The sequence below is a fragment of the Nocardia sp. NPDC050799 genome (genome assembly GCF_040654015.1).
In the GTDB taxonomy this organism is placed as follows: Bacteria; Actinomycetota; Actinomycetes; order Mycobacteriales; family Mycobacteriaceae; genus Nocardia.
The window spans coordinates 1-16,284 of sequence record NZ_JBFAHF010000069.1 but is presented as its reverse complement, the minus strand read 5'-3'; the positions used below and the strand labels follow the sequence as shown (position 1 = coordinate 16,284).

Below are 16,284 nucleotides of genomic sequence, written 5' to 3'. Positions count from 1 at the left end.
AGGGTCCCCGCCTGTGGGGGGCGGGCCTGCGCCCGCTGTTGGGGGGGGGCGGGGGTGGCGTCTGGTCGACCTTCCGAGAAGGTCGACCCACTGGTCGTTTTCGAGTTGGGGCCGCGACGGTTGTCCGTTTCCCGGCAAGCCTGTCGCGGCCCACGCAGTAATTCGAAGAGGCCAAGCCGCCGCGCCGACTCCCAGGCCGCCCGGTCGTGCGCGGCGACGGCGCGCAGGTGCCAGACGTCCCGATCTCCCCGTGAAGTATGAGAGCGGCGGCCGGTCCGGCGCATTGCTGGTCCATCGACGTTCCGGCAACCTCTCGGTCCGCATCCGGGCAAGGCTCGGTACATGAGCAACGGGGGCTCGCGGAACAAACCCCGGGATGGGGGCGTTGCAGCAGGCATCGGTGGTTCTGGCATACTGGGCCGCCGTGCGTCTGCGAATCGCGCAGACAATCCCGCCTGAAGTCGGTTCCGGTTCACGTTCGAGGTAGATGCCCGAGCGACCCGGCGACCAATATCGAGAGGACACCCATGAAGGCAGGAATTCACCCGACCTACGTCGACACCACGGTGGTCTGCGGTTGCGGTAATACCTTCCAGACCCGCTCCACCAAGGAATCGGGACACATCACCGTCGAGGTCTGCTCGCAGTGCCACCCGTTCTACACCGGCAAGCAGAAGATCCTGGACACCGGTGGTCGCGTGGCCCGCTTCGAGGCCCGCTACGGCAAGCGTGCCAAGAAGGAAGCCGACGCCAAGTAGCTTTCTCGCCAACGCCCGGTCCTGCCCAGTCGCAGGCCGGGCGTTGGTGTTTTTCTGCCCGCCCTTCCCGCGTCGTCCTTTCGAGTAGGAGCCACGTTCATGGCCGAGAAAACCGCACCGTCCGCGATCGACGATGTGCTGGCCGAATACGCCGGACTGGAAACCCAGCTGGCCGACCCGGCCCTGCACAACGACCCGGACGCCGCGCGACGGGTCGGGAAGCGGTTCGCCGAACTGGCCCCGGTGATGACCACCTACAAGAAACTCTCCGCCACCCGCGACGACCTCGAAGCCGCCCGGGAACTGGCCGCCGACGATTCGGCATTCGCCGCCGAGGTCCCCGGCCTCGAGGAACAGCTCGAAGAACTCGAGAAACAACTCGCCGATCTCCTCGCCCCCCGCGACCCGCACGACGGTGACGATGTGGTGCTGGAGGTGAAGTCCGGTGAAGGCGGCGAAGAGTCGGCGTTGTTCGCCGCCGACCTGGCCCGCATGTACGTCCGGTACGCCGAACGCCGCGGCTGGAAAGTCGAGATTCTCGACGCCGCCGTCTCCGACCTCGGCGGTTACAAAGAAGCGACACTGTCGATCAAAAGCCGCGATGCCGCCCGCGACGGTGTGTGGTCGCGGTTCAAGTTCGAAGGCGGCGTGCACCGGGTGCAGCGGGTGCCGGTCACCGAATCGCAGGGCCGGGTCCACACCTCGGCCGCCGGCGTCCTCATCTACCCCGAACCCGACGAAGTCGAAGAAGTACAGATCGACGAAAGCGATCTGCGCATCGACGTCTACCGCTCCTCCGGCAAGGGCGGCCAGGGTGTCAACACCACCGACTCGGCGGTCCGCATCACGCACCTGCCCTCCGGGATCGTCGTCACCTGCCAGAACGAACGCTCGCAGCTGCAGAACAAGGCCCGCGCCATGCAGGTCCTGGCCGCCCGCCTGCAGGCCCTGGCCGAAGAACAGGCCGAACAGGAAGCCGCGGTGGGCCGGGCCGGGCAGATCCGCACGGTCGACCGCTCCGAACGCATCCGCACCTACAACTTCCCGGAGAACCGCATCGCCGACCACCGCATCGGCTACAAGTCCCACAATCTGGACGCGGTCCTCAACGGCGAAATGGACGCCCTCCTGGATGCCCTGGCCACCGCCGACCGCGCCGCCCGCATGGCCGAGTAGCTGTGTTTATTTGCGGCGCCTTCGACCCCGCGCGCGCCGGCGCGCCAAAAACACAGCCCTCTCCTCGACCCCGCGCCCGGCAACCCGCCAGAATGTCACGGTGACTCGCGTTCAGCTCCGCCCCGTGCTCGCCGAGGCGATGGAAGTTCTCGATGCCGCCGGAGTGCCCAGCCCACGGGTGGACGCCGAGCATCTCGCCGCGCACGTGCTGGGTGTGGAGCGCTCCCGGCTCCTGCTGAACCCGCTGATCGGAGCGGAGCAGCTCGCCGACTTTCGGGCGCTGGTGGCGCGCCGGGCGGAGCGAGTACCGCTGCAGCATCTGACCGGGCGCTCATTCATGGGTGAGATCGATCTCGAGGTGGGACCCGGCGTTTTCGTGCCCCGCCCGGAGACCGAGTTGTTGTTCGCCTGGGCGCTCGCCCACCTGGAGGCGGTCCGCCACGATCACACACCGGTGGTGGTGGATCTGTGCACGGGTTCGGGCGCGCTCGCGCTCGCGGTGGCCCACGCCCGGCCCGATGCCGATGTGCACGCGGTGGAATCGGATCCCGGCGCACTGAGCTGGGCCCGCCGCAACGCCGACCAGCGTGCCGCCGACGGCGATACCCCCATCACCCTGCACCACGACGACGTGACCGACCCGCATCTGCTCACCGAACTCGACGGTTACGTCGATCTCGTCGTCGCCAACCCGCCCTATATACCCGACGGCGCCGAACTGTCCCCTGAGGTGGCCGGCCACGACCCGCACCGCGCCCTGTTCGGCGGCCCCGACGGCCTGAACGTGATCCGCCCCCTGGTGCCGCTCATCGGCCGACTGCTCCGGCCGGGTGGGGGAGCGGCGATCGAGCACGACGACAGCAACGGCGGGGAACTCGCGCGCCTACTGGCGGCGGACGGGCGATTCACCGGGATCGTGGAGCATCCGGACCTGGCCGGGAAGCCACGGTTTGTGGCCGCTGTACGGGTGAGCTGACCGGTTCCATTCGCGGCCGTGCGAGCGCCCACCCCTTATGAGGTCGGCTTGTTCGTTTGGGCAGGGTTGTTGGCGTAGCTGCGCGAATACAAGGTCACACCAGGCGCTCGCCTCAGCACCCGATCGGGACATCGAAATGCCGACGTGACCCGTTGCGTCGAGTTTTACGAGACACCTCAAAGGGTTGAGGCCCGTCTCGCCGTTCCGGCCTCGAAGCGCATGCGCGAAGCGCGAGTCTCGAGGCCGGAACAGCGAGACCAAGGGGGCCTCAACCCCGCCCCGCCGAAGGCGGGGCCATACTATTGTGCGCGTGAGTACCGTCTACGACTGCGCCGATCCCGACTCGCGCGCCGCCGGCCTGGCCGCGGCGACCAGTGCTCTGAGATCGGGGCGGTTGGTCGTAGTGCCCACCGATACGGTTTACGGTCTGGCTGCCGACGCGTTCGATTCCGCTGCTGTCGCGTCGTTGCTGGCGGCCAAGGGCCGGGGGCGGGATATGCCGGTGCCGGTGCTGGTGGGTTCGTGGAACACGATCGACGGCCTGGTGTTCTCGGTGCGGCCGCAGGCTCGTGAGCTGATCCGGGCGTTCTGGCCCGGAGGGCTGAGTATCGTTGTGCAGCAGGCTCCTTCGCTGTCCTGGGATCTCGGTGAGGCGCGTGGCACGGTGATGCTGCGGATGCCGTTGCATCCGGTGGCGCTGGAGTTGTTGCAGGAGGTCGGTCCGCTGGCGGTGTCCAGTGCCAATATTTCCGGTAAGCCCGCGGCCGAGAATGTGTCGCAGGCGCGGGATCAGCTCGGCACCCAGGTGGGTGTATTCCTGGACGGCGGTCCGGCCCAGCACGCGAAGCCGTCCACCATTGTCGATCTCACCGCTGATCAGCCGCGGGTCCTGCGCGCGGGCGCGGTGCCGACCGAGGCGGTCGCCGAAGTGCTGGGAGTCACCGCCGAGTCGTTGATCGGGTCCGTCGCGCGGTGAATGTAGCGGTTTCGATGAGGATGCGGGCGGTACCCCCGGTCGCGGGGTGGTGGTCGGCGCGATGACCGGTTACGGTGCGGTCGTCCCGCTGCGCGAGCTGCTGCTGGTGTTGCTGATCTCGGCGGTGGTGACCTTTCTGGCCACCGGCGGGATCCGGATGCTGGCGATCGGGTTCGGCGCGGTGGCCATTCCGCGTGACCGCGATGTGCACGTGAAGCCGATCCCGCGCATGGGCGGGGTGGGTATGTACATCGGCGTGGTGGCGGCCGTTTTGTTCGCTCATCAGTTGCCGGCGCTGCGCCGCGGCTTCGATTACCGGCCCGATATCGCCGCCGTGCTGGTCGCGGCGACGATCATCGTCGGGGTCGGGATCGTGGACGATCGGTGGGGCTTGGACGCGCTCACCAAATTCGCCGGTCAGGTCACTGCCGCCGGAGTGATGGCGGTGATGGGCCTGGGCTGGTACCTGATCTACGACCCGTTCAACAACAGCACCGTCGTCCTCGACGGATTGCAGGGCGGCCTGGTCACCGTCGCGGTCGCGGTGACCCTGATCAACGCCATGAACTTCGTCGACGGCCTGGACGGGCTGGCCGCAGGCCTGGGCCTGATCGCTTCGTTCGCGGTGTTCGCTTTCGCGGTCGGCCTGCTCACCGAACAGGGCGGTTCGGTGGACAGCTATCCGCCCGCGCTACTGGCCGCCGCCATGGCCGGGGCCTGCCTCGGGTTCCTGCCGCACAATTTCTCGCCGGCCCGGATCTTCATGGGAGATTCCGGATCCATGCTGATCGGGTTGGTGCTGGCCGCGGTGTCGACCAGTGCGTCCGGCCGGATCCCGCTGCAGGGTTACGGGCCGCGCGATATCGTCGGCCTGCTCTCGCCGCTGCTGCTGGTCGGCGCGGTGATGTTCATTCCGGTGCTGGATCTGCTGCTGGCGATCGTGCGCCGGGTGCGGGCCGGGGTCAGCTTCTCCACGCCCGACAAGATGCATCTGCACCACCGGCTGCTGCAGATCGGGCATTCGCAGCGCCGGGTGGTACTGGTGATCTACCTGTGGGTCGGCATCCTCGCGTTCGGCGCGGTCGGCACCTCGGTGATGGACCGCCGCGTGGTGGTGCTGATGATGGCCGCCGGCCTCCTGTTCGCGCTGGTCGTAACCGCTGTTCCGGGGTTGTGGCGGCGGCAGGCGCGCCGGGACGCGGCGGGCTCGGCTTCCGACTCCGGGTAGAGTTCGGGCCGTGTCCACGAGTTCTGCCGGTCCCAGCACCCCCGATAGCGCCGATGCCCCGCTCCGTGCGGCGTTGCGCTATGGACTGATCGGTCTGGTTGTTTTGACGGTGCTGGCGGCGGCCATCGCGACAGCGCTGGCCGGAACCGCCGGACTGTGGGGCGCGCTGCTGGGTGCCGCGATCGGTGGGGGTTTCATCCTGACCACGGCGGTGGTCGTGCTGCTCGGCGCGAAACTTCCGCCGTCCACCGCCGGGCTGATCATGCTGGTCAGCTGGGTCGGGAAGCTGCTGGTGGCGCTGATCGTCGTCGCCGTTCTGCAACGATTCGAGTTCTACGACCGGGTGGCGCTGTTCCTGACCGTCGTGGGGGCCCTGGTCATCGTGCTGGGGGCCGAAACTTACGGTGTATTGCGACAGAAGGTCCCCTATGTAACCGTCTCTGAGCAGGGTGGAAAAGGAGACTCCGACCAGGGCTGACCAGGATCTACGACAATTTGTCGTAGATTACCTCGCCCCCGCTACACGTTGTCGTAGTTCTCTTGGTAAAGTGTTGGTAAGCAAGCGACTAAGCCAGGGGCGCCGACCCGGTCCGACCAGCTACCGCTATGCTACTGCCGTGCCGTGCTCGTAAAGGGCTCGGTTCTGCATGTCGACGATGTCGCCGACACACGTACAGACGCCAGCGCGGATCGCCGCTACAGCTGCTGACGACCTCGAGCCGACCTCAGTCGACCCACATTGATCGTCAATGTCCGATCGAACCGCGGGAGCGAAAACATCCCGCGGCCCGAACACGGGAGAGAACGCTGAGCGTCACTACCTTGGCCGCGGAGTTTCACGCGCCGTCGCTAACCGACTTCTTCCCTCCGGCGGTGCTGTTCGAAGGGACCCCCTTCGAACTCGATCGGCTGATGCTGGTCCGGCTCGTGATGACCGCCGTCCTGATCGCCTTCCTGTTCCTGGCGTTCCGGACCCCGCGAATCGTGCCGAAACGGCTGCAGAATGTCGGCGAAATGGGCCTGGTCTTCGTCAAGGAGCAGATCTGTGACGAGATCCTCGGCAAGGAAAACGGCCGCAAGTTCTTCCCGCTGATCGCGACGATCTTCTTCACCGTCCTGTTCCTGAACTTCTCGGGTGTGATCCCCGGTCTGAACATCTCGTCGAACGCGCGTATCGGCATGCCGCTGGTACTGGCCGTGATCGCGTACATCGCGTTCAACTATGTGGGCATCAAGAAGTACGGCTTCTTCACCTATATGCGCAGCAGCATCGTCGTTCCGAATGTTCCGCCGGCCATGCACGTGCTGCTCATTCCGATCGAGTTCATCTCGACCTTCGTGCTGCGGCCCTTCACGCTGACCGTCCGACTCATGGCCAATATGCTCGCCGGTCACATCATGTTGGTGCTGTTCTTCAGCGCGACCCAGTTCTTCCTCTTCGACGCGGACGCCTGGATGAAGGTGTTCTCGCCCTTCTCGCTGCTGGGCGGGCTCGCATTCACGCTGTTCGAGCTGCTGGTCATTTTCCTGCAGGCCTATGTGTTCGCGTTGCTGACCGCCGTGTACATCAGCCTTGCCCAGCACGCCGACGAACACTGACCGACCGGAACAACCGATAAGGACCTGCTGCACCACGCCGTCCGGCGGGTGAGCAACAGAAAGGGAATGGAAGACTCATGAGCCTCTCGTACCTGGCCCAGGAAGCTGCCACCAACGAATCCACGCTGAAGGGCCTCGGCGCTGTCGGCTACGGCCTGGCCGCGATCGGCCCCGGCATCGGCGTCGGTATCGTCGTCGGTAAGGCGATCGAGGGTATTGCCCGCCAGCCGGAGCTCTCCGGCACCATCCGGACCAACATGTTCCTCGGCATCGCGTTCACCGAAGCCCTGGCGCTGATCGGTCTCGTCGCCGGCTTCATCTTCTGATTCCGATGAACGAGTTCATTCTGCTCGCAGCGGAAGAGGGAGAGGATGTGAATCCTCTCATCCCCGCGACGTACGACATCGTCTGGTCGGCGGTCTGCGTGGCGATTATCGCCTTCGTGGTCTACAAATACGCTGTTCCACGCCTGATGAAGGTGCTGGACGAGCGCGCCGACAAGATCGAGGGTGGCATCGATCGGGCCGAGGCCGCACAGGCCGAAGCCCAGGAGACGCTGCAGCAGTACCAGAAGCAGCTGGCCGACGCCCGTCTGGAAGCCGCGAAGATCCGCGAAGACGCCCGCACCCAGGGCCAGCAGATCCTCGCCCAGATCAAGGCCGACGCCCAGGCCGAGAGCGACCGTATCGTCGCGGCCGGGCACACCCAGCTGGAAGCCCAGCGCCAGCAGATCCTGACCGAGCTGCGTGCCGAGGTCGGCCGCACCGCGGTGGACCTGGCCGAGAAGATCATCGGGCAGTCGGTATCGGACGAGGCCAAACAGGCCGCGACGATCGAGCGATTCCTCGACGAGATCGACCGTTCGGACGCCGGTATCGGGGTCGGAAGGTAACGACGGAGGAGTGAAAACCATGTACGCAGCGAGCCGTGAGGCCAGCTCCCGGTCCAAGGAGGCGCTTCGGGCCGCACTGACCGGAAGCAACGGTGTTGCGGCCACGACGGGGTCCGAACTGTTCGCCGTTGTCGACGTACTGGACGACCAGCGTCCGCTGCGTGTGGCGCTCGCGGACGTATCGGTGCCCGGTTCGGTCCGCGCCGAACTGAGCGAGCGGATCTTCGGGAGCCAGGTCAGCGCTGCCACTCAGGCGGTGCTGACCACTGCGGTCGCCCAGGACTGGTCGCGCGCCCGGGACCTGGTCGACACTCTGGTGCTGCTCGGTCAGCTGGCATACCTGGAATCGGCTTCCGAAAAGGGCCGGTTGACCGCCGTCGAGGACGAACTGTTCCGCTTCGGCCGGATCATCGCCGACAACCCGGAGCTGGAACAGGCCCTGTCCGACCGCGCCGCCTCGGCGGCGGCCAAACGGGAACTGCTCGAGCGGCTGCTGTCCGGTAAGTCCGAGACCATCACCCGGGCTCTCGCCGAACAGGTGGTGACCAGGCAGCGTGCCGGGATCGGTGTGGCCTTCGACGAACTGTCCGACCTGGCCGCGGCCCGGCGCGAACAGATCGTCGCGCACGTCCGGTCGGCGATCGAGCTGACCGACTCCCAGCGTGAACGGCTGGGCGGCGCCCTGGCGCGTATCTACAACAAGGCTGTCACCGTGCATGTCGAGGTCGATCCCGAACTGTTGAGCGGGCTCGTCGTGCGCATCGGCGACGATGTGATCGACGGCAGCGCGATCGGCCGACTGGACCGGTTGCGCCGCTCGCTGACCTAGCGGGGTGCCGGGCACCGGTCCGGCGCGAACCGCTCAACACCCCCGACATTCCAGACCAGAGACCGAGAGCAGGAAGAACATGGCGGAGCTGACGATCTCCTCCGACGAGATCCGTAGCGCGATCGAAAGCTACACCCAGAGCTACACCCCGGAAACCTCCATCGAGGAAGTCGGTGTCGTTACCGATACCAGTGACGGCATCGCGCACGTCAGCGGCTTGCCTTCGGCCATGGCCAACGAGCTGCTCGAATTCCCGGGCGGGGTGCTCGGCGTCGCGCTGAACCTCGAGGACCGTGAAATCGGTGCCGTCGTGCTCGGCGAGTACGCCGATCTCGAGGAGGGCCAGCAGGTGCGCCGCACCGGCGACGTGCTCTCGGTCCCGGTCGGCGACAAGTTCCTCGGCCGTGTCGTGAACCCGCTCGGCCAGCCGATCGACGGTCTGGGCGAGATCGAGGCCGAGGACCGTCGCGTCCTCGAACTGCAGGCCGCCACCGTGCTGGAGCGGCAGCCGGTCGAGGAGCCTATGGCCACCGGTATCACCGCCATCGATGCACTGACCGCCATCGGCCGCGGCCAGCGTCAGCTGGTGATCGGCGACCGTAAGACCGGTAAGACCGCGGTCTGCATCGATACGATCCTGAACCAGAAGGCCAACTGGGAGTCGGGCGATCCGGCCAAGCAGGTGCGCTGCATCTACGTGGCGATCGGCCAGAAGGGCTCCACCATCGCGGGCGTGAAATCGGCCCTCGAGGAGCACGGCGCACTGGAGTACACCACCATCGTCGCCGCCCCGGCCTCCGATTCCGCCGGCTTCAAGTGGCTGGCCCCCTACACCGGTTCGGCCATCGGCCAGCACTGGATGTACCAGGGCAAGCACGTCCTGATCGTGTTCGACGACCTGACCAAGCAGGCCGAGGCCTACCGCGCCATCTCGCTGCTGCTGCGCCGCCCGCCGGGCCGCGAGGCCTACCCGGGTGACGTCTTCTACCTGCACTCGCGGCTGCTGGAACGTTGCGCCAAGCTCTCCGACGAGATGGGCGGCGGTTCGATGACCGGCCTGCCGATCATCGAGACCAAGGCGAACGACATCTCGGCCTTCATCCCGACCAACGTCATCTCCATCACCGACGGCCAGGTCTTCCTGGAGTCCGACCTGTTCAACAAGGGCGTCCGCCCGGCGATCAACGTCGGTACCTCGGTCTCCCGTGTCGGTGGCGCCGCGCAGACCAAGGGCATGAAGAAGGTCGCCGGTTCGCTGCGTCTGGAAATGGCGCAGTACCGCGAGCTGGAAGCCTTCTCCGCGTTCGCCTCCGACCTGGACGCCGCCTCGCTGGCCCAGCTGGAGCGTGGTGCCCGCTGGGTGGAGCTGCTCAAGCAGGACCAGTACACGCCGGTGGCGCTCGAGGATCAGATCGTTTCGATCTACCTGGTCGACGGCGGCTACTACGACTCGGTGCCTGTCGGTGACATTCGCCGGTTCAACACCGAGCTGCTCGAGGATCTGCACAGCAATGCCGCCGATGCCTTCACGAGCATCGCGGGTGGCAAGGTGCTCGACGGCGACGCCGCCGAGCAGATCAAGACCGCGACCGACAACTTCAAGCAGGGCTTCCTGGCCTCCGACGGCACCCGTGTGGTGAACGAACCGGGCGCCGACGAACTCGGGCACGAAGAGGTCGAATCGCTGTCGGTCACCCGCAAGCACGTCGAGAAGTAGACCGGGCGAACCATGCGCTGTTTTCCTGTAACGCCGCGAACGAAGGGAGTGTGAACCGCCGATGGCCAACTTGCGCGAGCTGCGCTCCCGTATTCGTGGTATCAACTCGATCAAGAAGATCACCAAGGCCCAGGAGCTGATCGCGACTTCGCGCATCTCCAAGGCCCAGGCCCGGGTGGCGGCCGCCAAGCCGTACGCGGAAGAGATCACCAAGGTGGTCGCGGAGCTGGCGAGTGCGTCGAAGAATCTGTCGCATCCGCTGCTCACCGAACGTCCGGACCCGAAGCGTTCCGCTGTGCTGGTGATCACCAGCGACAGTGGTCAGTGTGGCGGTTACAACTCCAATGTGCTCAAACGCGCCGAGGAGCTGATGACCACCCTGCGTGATGAGGGCAAGGAACCGGTGCTGTACGTCATGGGCAGCAAGGGCCTGACGTACTACACCTTCCGCGATCGGCGGCCGGTCGCCTCGTGGACCGGGTTCTCCCAGCAGCCGAACTACCCGGATGCCTCGGCGGCCTGTAACCACCTGGTCGACAGCTTCATGGCCGGGTCCGCGGGCGAAGTGCCGGCACCGGACGGTACCGGCTCGATCGCGGGTGTGGACGAACTCCATATCGTCTACACCCGGTTCGTGAGCATGCTGTCGCAGACGCCGGAGGTGCGCCGGATGGCGCCGATCCAGATCTCCTTCGTCGACGAGAGCTTCGACCTGGGCGACGATATGCTCACCGATTCGCCCACGGCCGATGTGCACGCGCAGTACGAATTCGAGCCCGACGCCGATGTACTCCTGGCGGCCCTGCTGCCCAAGTACATCAATACGCGGATCTACGCGTCGTTGCTCGACGCAGCGGCATCCGAGCATGCGGCTCGGCGCACCGCAATGAAGGCGGCCACCGACAACGCCAATGAATTGGCGAGTTCCCTGTCCCGGCAGGCCAACTCGTTGCGGCAGGCCAACATCACGCAGGAAATCAGCGAAATCGTCGGCGGCGTGAACGCCCTGGCGGCCAGCTCGGAACGCGACTGAGACGCAGGAAGAGAACCTAGAAATGACCGCAGCTGTTACTCGAGAAGACTCGAGCCGGACCGGCGCCGCCAGTGGCCGCGTGGTCCGCGTCATCGGCCCCGTCGTGGACGTCGAATTCCCGCGGGGTTCCATCCCAGAACTGTTCAACGCCCTTGCCGCCGAGATCACGCTGAAGTCGGTGGCCAAGACGTTGACCCTCGAGGTCGCCCAGCACCTCGGTGACAACATCGTGCGCACCATCTCGATGCAGCCCACCGACGGCCTGGTCCGCGGCGCCGAGGTTCGTGACTCCGGTAAGCCGATCTCGGTGCCGGTCGGCGATGTGGTCAAGGGGCACGTGTTCAACGCTCTCGGCGACTGCCTCGACAGCCCCGGCCTCGGCCGCGACGGCGAGCAGTGGGGCATCCACCGGAAGCCGCCGAGCTTCGACCAGCTCGAGGGCAAGACCGAAATCCTCGAGACCGGCGTCAAGGTGCTCGACCTGCTGACCCCGTACGTGAAGGGTGGCAAGATCGGTCTGTTCGGTGGTGCCGGTGTCGGCAAGACCGTTCTGATCCAGGAGATGATCACCCGTATCGCGCGGGAGTTCTCCGGTACGTCGGTGTTCGCCGGCGTCGGTGAGCGCACTCGTGAGGGCACCGATCTGCACCTGGAAATGGAAGAGATGGGCGTCCTCCAGGACACCGCCCTCGTCTTCGGCCAGATGGACGAGCCGCCGGGCACCCGTATGCGCGTCGCTCTGTCGGCGCTGACCATGGCGGAGTACTTCCGCGATGTGAAGCACCAGGACGTGCTGCTGTTCATCGACAACATCTTCCGGTTCACCCAGGCCGGTTCCGAGGTCTCGACCCTGCTGGGCCGGATGCCCTCCGCTGTCGGTTACCAGCCCACCCTGGCCGACGAGATGGGTGAACTGCAGGAGCGCATCACCTCGACTCGTGGTCGTTCGATCACCTCGCTGCAGGCGATCTACGTCCCCGCCGACGACTACACCGACCCGGCGCCGGCGACCACCTTCGCCCACCTGGACGCGACCACGGAGCTTTCCCGCCCGATTTCGCAGAAGGGCATCTACCCCGCCGTCGACCCGCTGACCTCGACCTCTCGTATCCTCGAGGCCTCGATCGTCGGCGACCGGCACTTCGCGGTGGCCAACGAGGTGAAGCGGATCCTGCAGAAGTACAAGGAACTGCAGGACATCATCGCCATCCTCGGTATGGACGAGCTCTCCGAAGAGGACAAGGTCCTCGTCGGCCGGGCCCGCCGTCTCGAGAAGTTCCTCGGCCAGAACTTCATCGTGGCCGAGAAGTTCACCGGTCAGCCCGGTTCGGTCGTGCCGCTGGAACAGACCATCGACGACTTCGACCGGGTCTGCAAGGGCGAATTCGACCACTTCCCGGAGCAGGCGTTCAACAGCTGCGGTGGTCTCGACGATGTCGAGGCGGCCGCGAAGAAGATCGCCGGAAAGTAGTCCTTCATGGCGGATATGTCAGTTGATCTCGTCGCGGTCGAGCGGCGGCTCTGGTCGGGCCGGGCGAGTTTCGTCAGTGCCCAGACCACCGAGGGACAGATCGGCATCATGCCCGGTCACGAGCCGCTGCTCGGCCAGCTGGTCGAGGGCGGCACGGTGACCATCGTCGATACCGATGGCACCCGGATCGTGGCCGCGGTCCACGGCGGCTTCTTCTCGGTCACCGCCGATACGGTGCGGGTCTTGGCGGAGTCCGCCGAGTTCTCCACCGAGGTCGATGTCGCGGCCGCCCGTCAGGTGCTGTCCGACGGATCGGCGTCCGCGGAGGCCCAGCTGGCCGCCCAGGGCCGGGTCCGCGCGGTGGAACAGGCCGGCGCGGCGTCCTGATCTCCCACGGGAGCACAACAGAATGATCTCGGCTCCGGCCGGCGACGATCCCTCGTCGCCGGCCGGAGCCGTTTTGTCGGTGCCCCTGTTGACACCGGCGTTGCCCACGGACGCCTCCGGGATCGATGACGTCGCATTATCCGAGACATCCCCGTGCCATTTGTAAACTGGTTCGTGGTTGAATGGCCGCGGGTGCATCTGCCGGTCCGATCCGGCGATCGCCTCGGATGAGCGAAGGGATGTGCAGCATTGCAGACCGGGATGGTGCTTCTGATCATTCTGGTGCTCGTGCTGGTCGCATTGGCTCTGGTTTCCACATATCGCCTGGTCATGTTGCGGCGCGGCGGCACCGCGGCCATCCTGCGCGTACTCCCGGCTCGCGGAGGGGAACGCTGGCGCCACGGCGTCATCCGCTACGACGAGGATCACCTCGTCTTCTTCAAACTCACCAGCCTCAAGCTCGGCGCCGATTCGGTGATCCGCCGGCGCGGTATCGAGATCGGTGAACGCCGCGGTCCGCAGGGTGACGAGTACGACATCATGACCGACGGGATCGCGGTGATCGGGGTGTCCGATCGCCACGGCGATTACGAGCTGGCACTGGATCGCGCGGCGTTGACCGCGTTCCTGTCCTGGGTCGAGTCACGGCCTTCGGAGCGGGCCCGCCGGCTGCGCGGCCACTGAGCCCGGGAGGTCCGCCCTCGACCGGGCCTGCCCGGGCGGGCAGTACGGCGCAAATGCGCATCCGCCGCAACCCCTCGGTCGGCCGGACGGGCGTTAGGGTGGTCCTGTGAGCGTGCATTTGACGCGGATCTACACCCGCACCGGCGACGACGGGACCACCGGTCTCAGTGATTTCTCCCGGGTGCCGAAAACCGATCCACGGCTGATCGCCTACGCGGACTGCGATGAGGCCAATGCCGCCCTGGGGGTCGCGATCGCCCTCGGCGGCCCGGATCCGGAACTGACAGTCGTCCTGCGCGGGGTCCAGAACGACCTCTTCGACGCGGGCGCGGATCTGTCCACTCCGGTGGTGAAGAACCCGAAATATCCGCCGCTGCGCATCACCGCGAGCTATATCGAACGCCTGGAACAGTGGTGTGACCGGTTCAATGCCGAGCTGGCCCCGCTCGATTCGTTCATCCTGCCCGGCGGGACCCCGCTCGCCGCGCTGCTGCACACCGCCCGCACGGTCGTCCGGCGCGCCGAACGCTCGGCGTGGGCTGCCGTGGAAGCGCATCCCGGCGACACCAGCGCGCTACCGGCCAAATATCTCAACCGGCTGTCGGATCTGCTGTTCATTCTCAGCCGCCACACCAATCCCGACGGTGATGTGCTCTGGCAGCCCGGTGGTGGACGCAAGGACGAGGCCGGCGCGACGACTCCGGACGGACCGGGCGCGGGTCCCGCGCCCGAAAGCTGACGGATTCCGTCCGGACGGTGGAAACTGCTCCTGGCGATCGGGTGGCCGAGCCGCCGCGCGCGAGGGCTCGGCGTTGTCTCGACCGGCAGCGCAATGCGATCGTGGGCGCTCTATCCTTGCACTCACTGGTGCGCCGAATACTCGGAGAGGCGGCATGGAACGGTTTTTGGTAACTGGCGGCAACCGGCTGGTCGGTGAGGTCTCGGTAGGAGGCGCCAAGAACAGCGTCCTGAAACTGATGGCCGCTGCCCTGCTCACCGAAGGCAAGACCACCATCACGAACTGTCCGGACATCCTCGATGTGCCTCTGATGGCCGAGGTCCTGCGCGGTCTCGGATGCGACGTCGAGGTTTCCGGCGATGTGGTGACGATCGACACCCCGGCCGAACCCAAATACCACGCGGATTTTCCGGCGGTGACCCAGTTCCGTGCCTCGGTCTGTGTCCTCGGCCCGTTGATGGCCCGCTGTAAACGTGCGGTGGTGGCGCTGCCCGGTGGTGACGCCATCGGTTCCCGGCCTCTCGATATGCACCAGGCCGGGCTGCGGTTGCTCGGTGCGACCAGCGAGATCGAGCACGGATGCGTGGTCGCCCGGGCCGAGGAGCTGCAGGGTGCGCGTATCCGGCTGGATTTCCCGTCGGTCGGTGCCACCGAGAACATCCTCATGGCCGCGGTGCTGGCACAGGGGGAGACGGTGATCGACAACGCCGCGCGCGAACCCGACATCGTCGACCTGTGCACCATGCTCACCCAGATGGGTGCGCGCATCCGCGGTGCGGGTACCTCGGTGCTCACCATCCACGGCGTGAAACGACTGTCGCCGATCACGCACCGGGTGATCGGCGACCGAATCGTCGCGGCCACCTGGGGTATCGCCGCCGCCATGACAAGGGGCGATGTGCGGGTGACCGGGGTCAATCCCCAGCATCTGGCACTGGTCCTGGACAAGCTGCGGTCGGCCGGCGCGCGGATTTCGTTCGAACCCGAGGGTTTCCGGGTCGTGCAGCCCGATCGCCCGCGCGCGGTCAACTTCTCCACCCTGCCGTTCCCCGGCTTCCCCACGGATCTGCAGCCGATGGCCATCGGCCTGGCGGCGATCGCGGATGGCACCTCGATGATCACCGAGAACGTCTTCGAAGCGCGCTTCCGGTTCGTCGAGGAGATGATCCGGCTCGGTGCCGATGCCCGGACCGACGGGCATCACGCGGTGGTCCGCGGTATTCCCCGGCTCTCCAGCGCACCGGTGTGGTCCTCCGATATCCGCGCCGGCGCCGGACTGGTCCTCGCGGGCCTCGTCGCCGACGGAGTGACGGAAGTGCACGACGTTTTCCACATCGACCGGGGATATCCGAACTTCGTGGAGAAACTCCAGGCGCTCGGAGCCGGCGTGGAACGGGTGGGAGTGGGAACCTGACCGTTCTCGGCGGCCCGGGTTCGGTAACGGTCTCGGAAACAGTCGCTGAAAAGTCGCTTTGACCAGGCGATTTGACATTGAATTGGATGCCACGTAACTTTATCCAAGTCAGAGCGACACGGACACCGACCCGGGGCCCGGAGCAAGGCGGAAACGCTGAGCCGGAGGGACCAGGGAAACGAGGTAGGACGAGGAGCGCCTGGCGATCACACTGGCTCGACCGGGACGCCGATTTGCAATCGGAAAAACGGATGAGCTAAGCTTGAGAAGTTGCCTCACCGATCGAATGACTTAAAGTCACCAGATGGTATGTGCGTGTGTTCTTTGAGAACTCAATAGTGTGTTGATGAATGTCAGTGCCAAATATTTAATTTGGTTTCGGTTCTTCATACCCCCGTGTGGAGG

General features: G+C 66.1%; 17 protein-coding genes. All 17 read left to right on the top strand.

Features of this window, described 5'->3' with window-relative positions:
• Nucleotides 1-527 precede the first annotated feature (527 nt).
• The 17 genes from rpmE (at nt 528) to murA (ending at nt 15,879) form a co-directional block, all read left to right on the top strand.
• On the top strand, nt 528-758 hold the full coding sequence (gene rpmE, locus AB0H42_RS34815; protein WP_030522405.1) for a 50S ribosomal protein L31: 231 nt from the start codon (nt 528-530) through the stop codon (nt 756-758).
• A 99-nt stretch (nt 759-857) separates the two neighbouring features.
• Nucleotides 858-1,934: a peptide chain release factor 1 gene (gene prfA, locus AB0H42_RS34810; RefSeq protein WP_357063940.1), complete on the top strand. Its 1,077-nt coding sequence runs from the start codon at nt 858-860 to the stop codon at nt 1,932-1,934.
• Nucleotides 1,935-2,034: 100 nt separating this feature from the next.
• Entirely contained in the window at nt 2,035-2,910 is an 876-nt protein-coding gene (prmC, locus tag AB0H42_RS34805) for a peptide chain release factor N(5)-glutamine methyltransferase (RefSeq protein ID WP_357063938.1), read from the top strand.
• A gap of 310 nt (nt 2,911-3,220) precedes the next feature.
• Nucleotides 3,221-3,886 carry an L-threonylcarbamoyladenylate synthase gene (locus AB0H42_RS34800; RefSeq protein WP_357063936.1) on the top strand — a complete coding sequence of 222 codons (666 nt, stop codon included), beginning with the start codon at nt 3,221-3,223 and terminating at the stop codon, nt 3,884-3,886.
• Between the two features lie 61 nt (nt 3,887-3,947).
• Entirely contained in the window at nt 3,948-5,114 is a 1,167-nt protein-coding gene (locus AB0H42_RS34795; protein ID WP_357063933.1) for an MraY family glycosyltransferase, read from the top strand.
• A gap of 10 nt (nt 5,115-5,124) precedes the next feature.
• Nucleotides 5,125-5,592, top strand: a complete 468-nt coding sequence (locus AB0H42_RS34790) for a hypothetical protein (RefSeq protein ID WP_357063930.1) — start codon at nt 5,125-5,127, stop codon at nt 5,590-5,592.
• A gap of 395 nt (nt 5,593-5,987) precedes the next feature.
• Nucleotides 5,988-6,713, top strand: coding sequence for a F0F1 ATP synthase subunit A (gene atpB, locus AB0H42_RS34785; protein ID WP_030522399.1), 726 nt, complete (start codon nt 5,988-5,990; stop codon nt 6,711-6,713).
• 77 nt (nt 6,714-6,790) lie between these two features.
• Nucleotides 6,791-7,039 carry an ATP synthase F0 subunit C gene (locus tag AB0H42_RS34780; protein ID WP_030522398.1) on the top strand — a complete coding sequence of 83 codons (249 nt, stop codon included), beginning with the start codon at nt 6,791-6,793 and terminating at the stop codon, nt 7,037-7,039.
• A gap of 5 nt (nt 7,040-7,044) precedes the next feature.
• Nucleotides 7,045-7,605, top strand: coding sequence for a F0F1 ATP synthase subunit B (locus AB0H42_RS34775; protein ID WP_357063927.1), 561 nt, complete (start codon nt 7,045-7,047; stop codon nt 7,603-7,605).
• Between the two features lie 19 nt (nt 7,606-7,624).
• Nucleotides 7,625-8,434, top strand: a complete 810-nt coding sequence (locus AB0H42_RS34770; protein WP_357063924.1) for a F0F1 ATP synthase subunit delta — start codon at nt 7,625-7,627, stop codon at nt 8,432-8,434.
• Nucleotides 8,435-8,513: 79 nt separating this feature from the next.
• A complete protein-coding gene (gene atpA / locus AB0H42_RS34765; protein ID WP_357063921.1) occupies nt 8,514-10,151 on the top strand; it encodes a F0F1 ATP synthase subunit alpha in 1,638 nt (545 codons plus the stop codon).
• 61 nt (nt 10,152-10,212) lie between these two features.
• Nucleotides 10,213-11,184, top strand: a complete 972-nt coding sequence (locus AB0H42_RS34760; protein WP_357063919.1) for a F0F1 ATP synthase subunit gamma — start codon at nt 10,213-10,215, stop codon at nt 11,182-11,184.
• Nucleotides 11,185-11,206: 22 nt separating this feature from the next.
• On the top strand, nt 11,207-12,655 hold the full coding sequence (atpD, locus tag AB0H42_RS34755; protein ID WP_063131414.1) for a F0F1 ATP synthase subunit beta: 1,449 nt from the start codon (nt 11,207-11,209) through the stop codon (nt 12,653-12,655).
• Between the two features lie 6 nt (nt 12,656-12,661).
• Nucleotides 12,662-13,042 carry a F0F1 ATP synthase subunit epsilon gene (locus AB0H42_RS34750; protein ID WP_357063916.1) on the top strand — a complete coding sequence of 127 codons (381 nt, stop codon included), beginning with the start codon at nt 12,662-12,664 and terminating at the stop codon, nt 13,040-13,042.
• Between the two features lie 261 nt (nt 13,043-13,303).
• A complete protein-coding gene (locus AB0H42_RS34745; protein ID WP_063131416.1) occupies nt 13,304-13,726 on the top strand; it encodes a DUF2550 domain-containing protein in 423 nt (140 codons plus the stop codon).
• 106 nt (nt 13,727-13,832) lie between these two features.
• Complete coding sequence (locus tag AB0H42_RS34740) at nt 13,833-14,465, top strand: cob(I)yrinic acid a,c-diamide adenosyltransferase (protein ID WP_357063913.1); 633 nt, start codon at nt 13,833-13,835, stop codon at nt 14,463-14,465.
• A 154-nt stretch (nt 14,466-14,619) separates the two neighbouring features.
• The gene (murA, locus tag AB0H42_RS34735) at nt 14,620-15,879 is read left to right on the top strand and encodes a UDP-N-acetylglucosamine 1-carboxyvinyltransferase (protein WP_357063910.1); all 1,260 of its coding nucleotides are present in this window, start codon (nt 14,620-14,622) and stop codon (nt 15,877-15,879) included.
• The last annotated feature ends 405 nt before the right edge of the window (nt 15,880-16,284 follow it).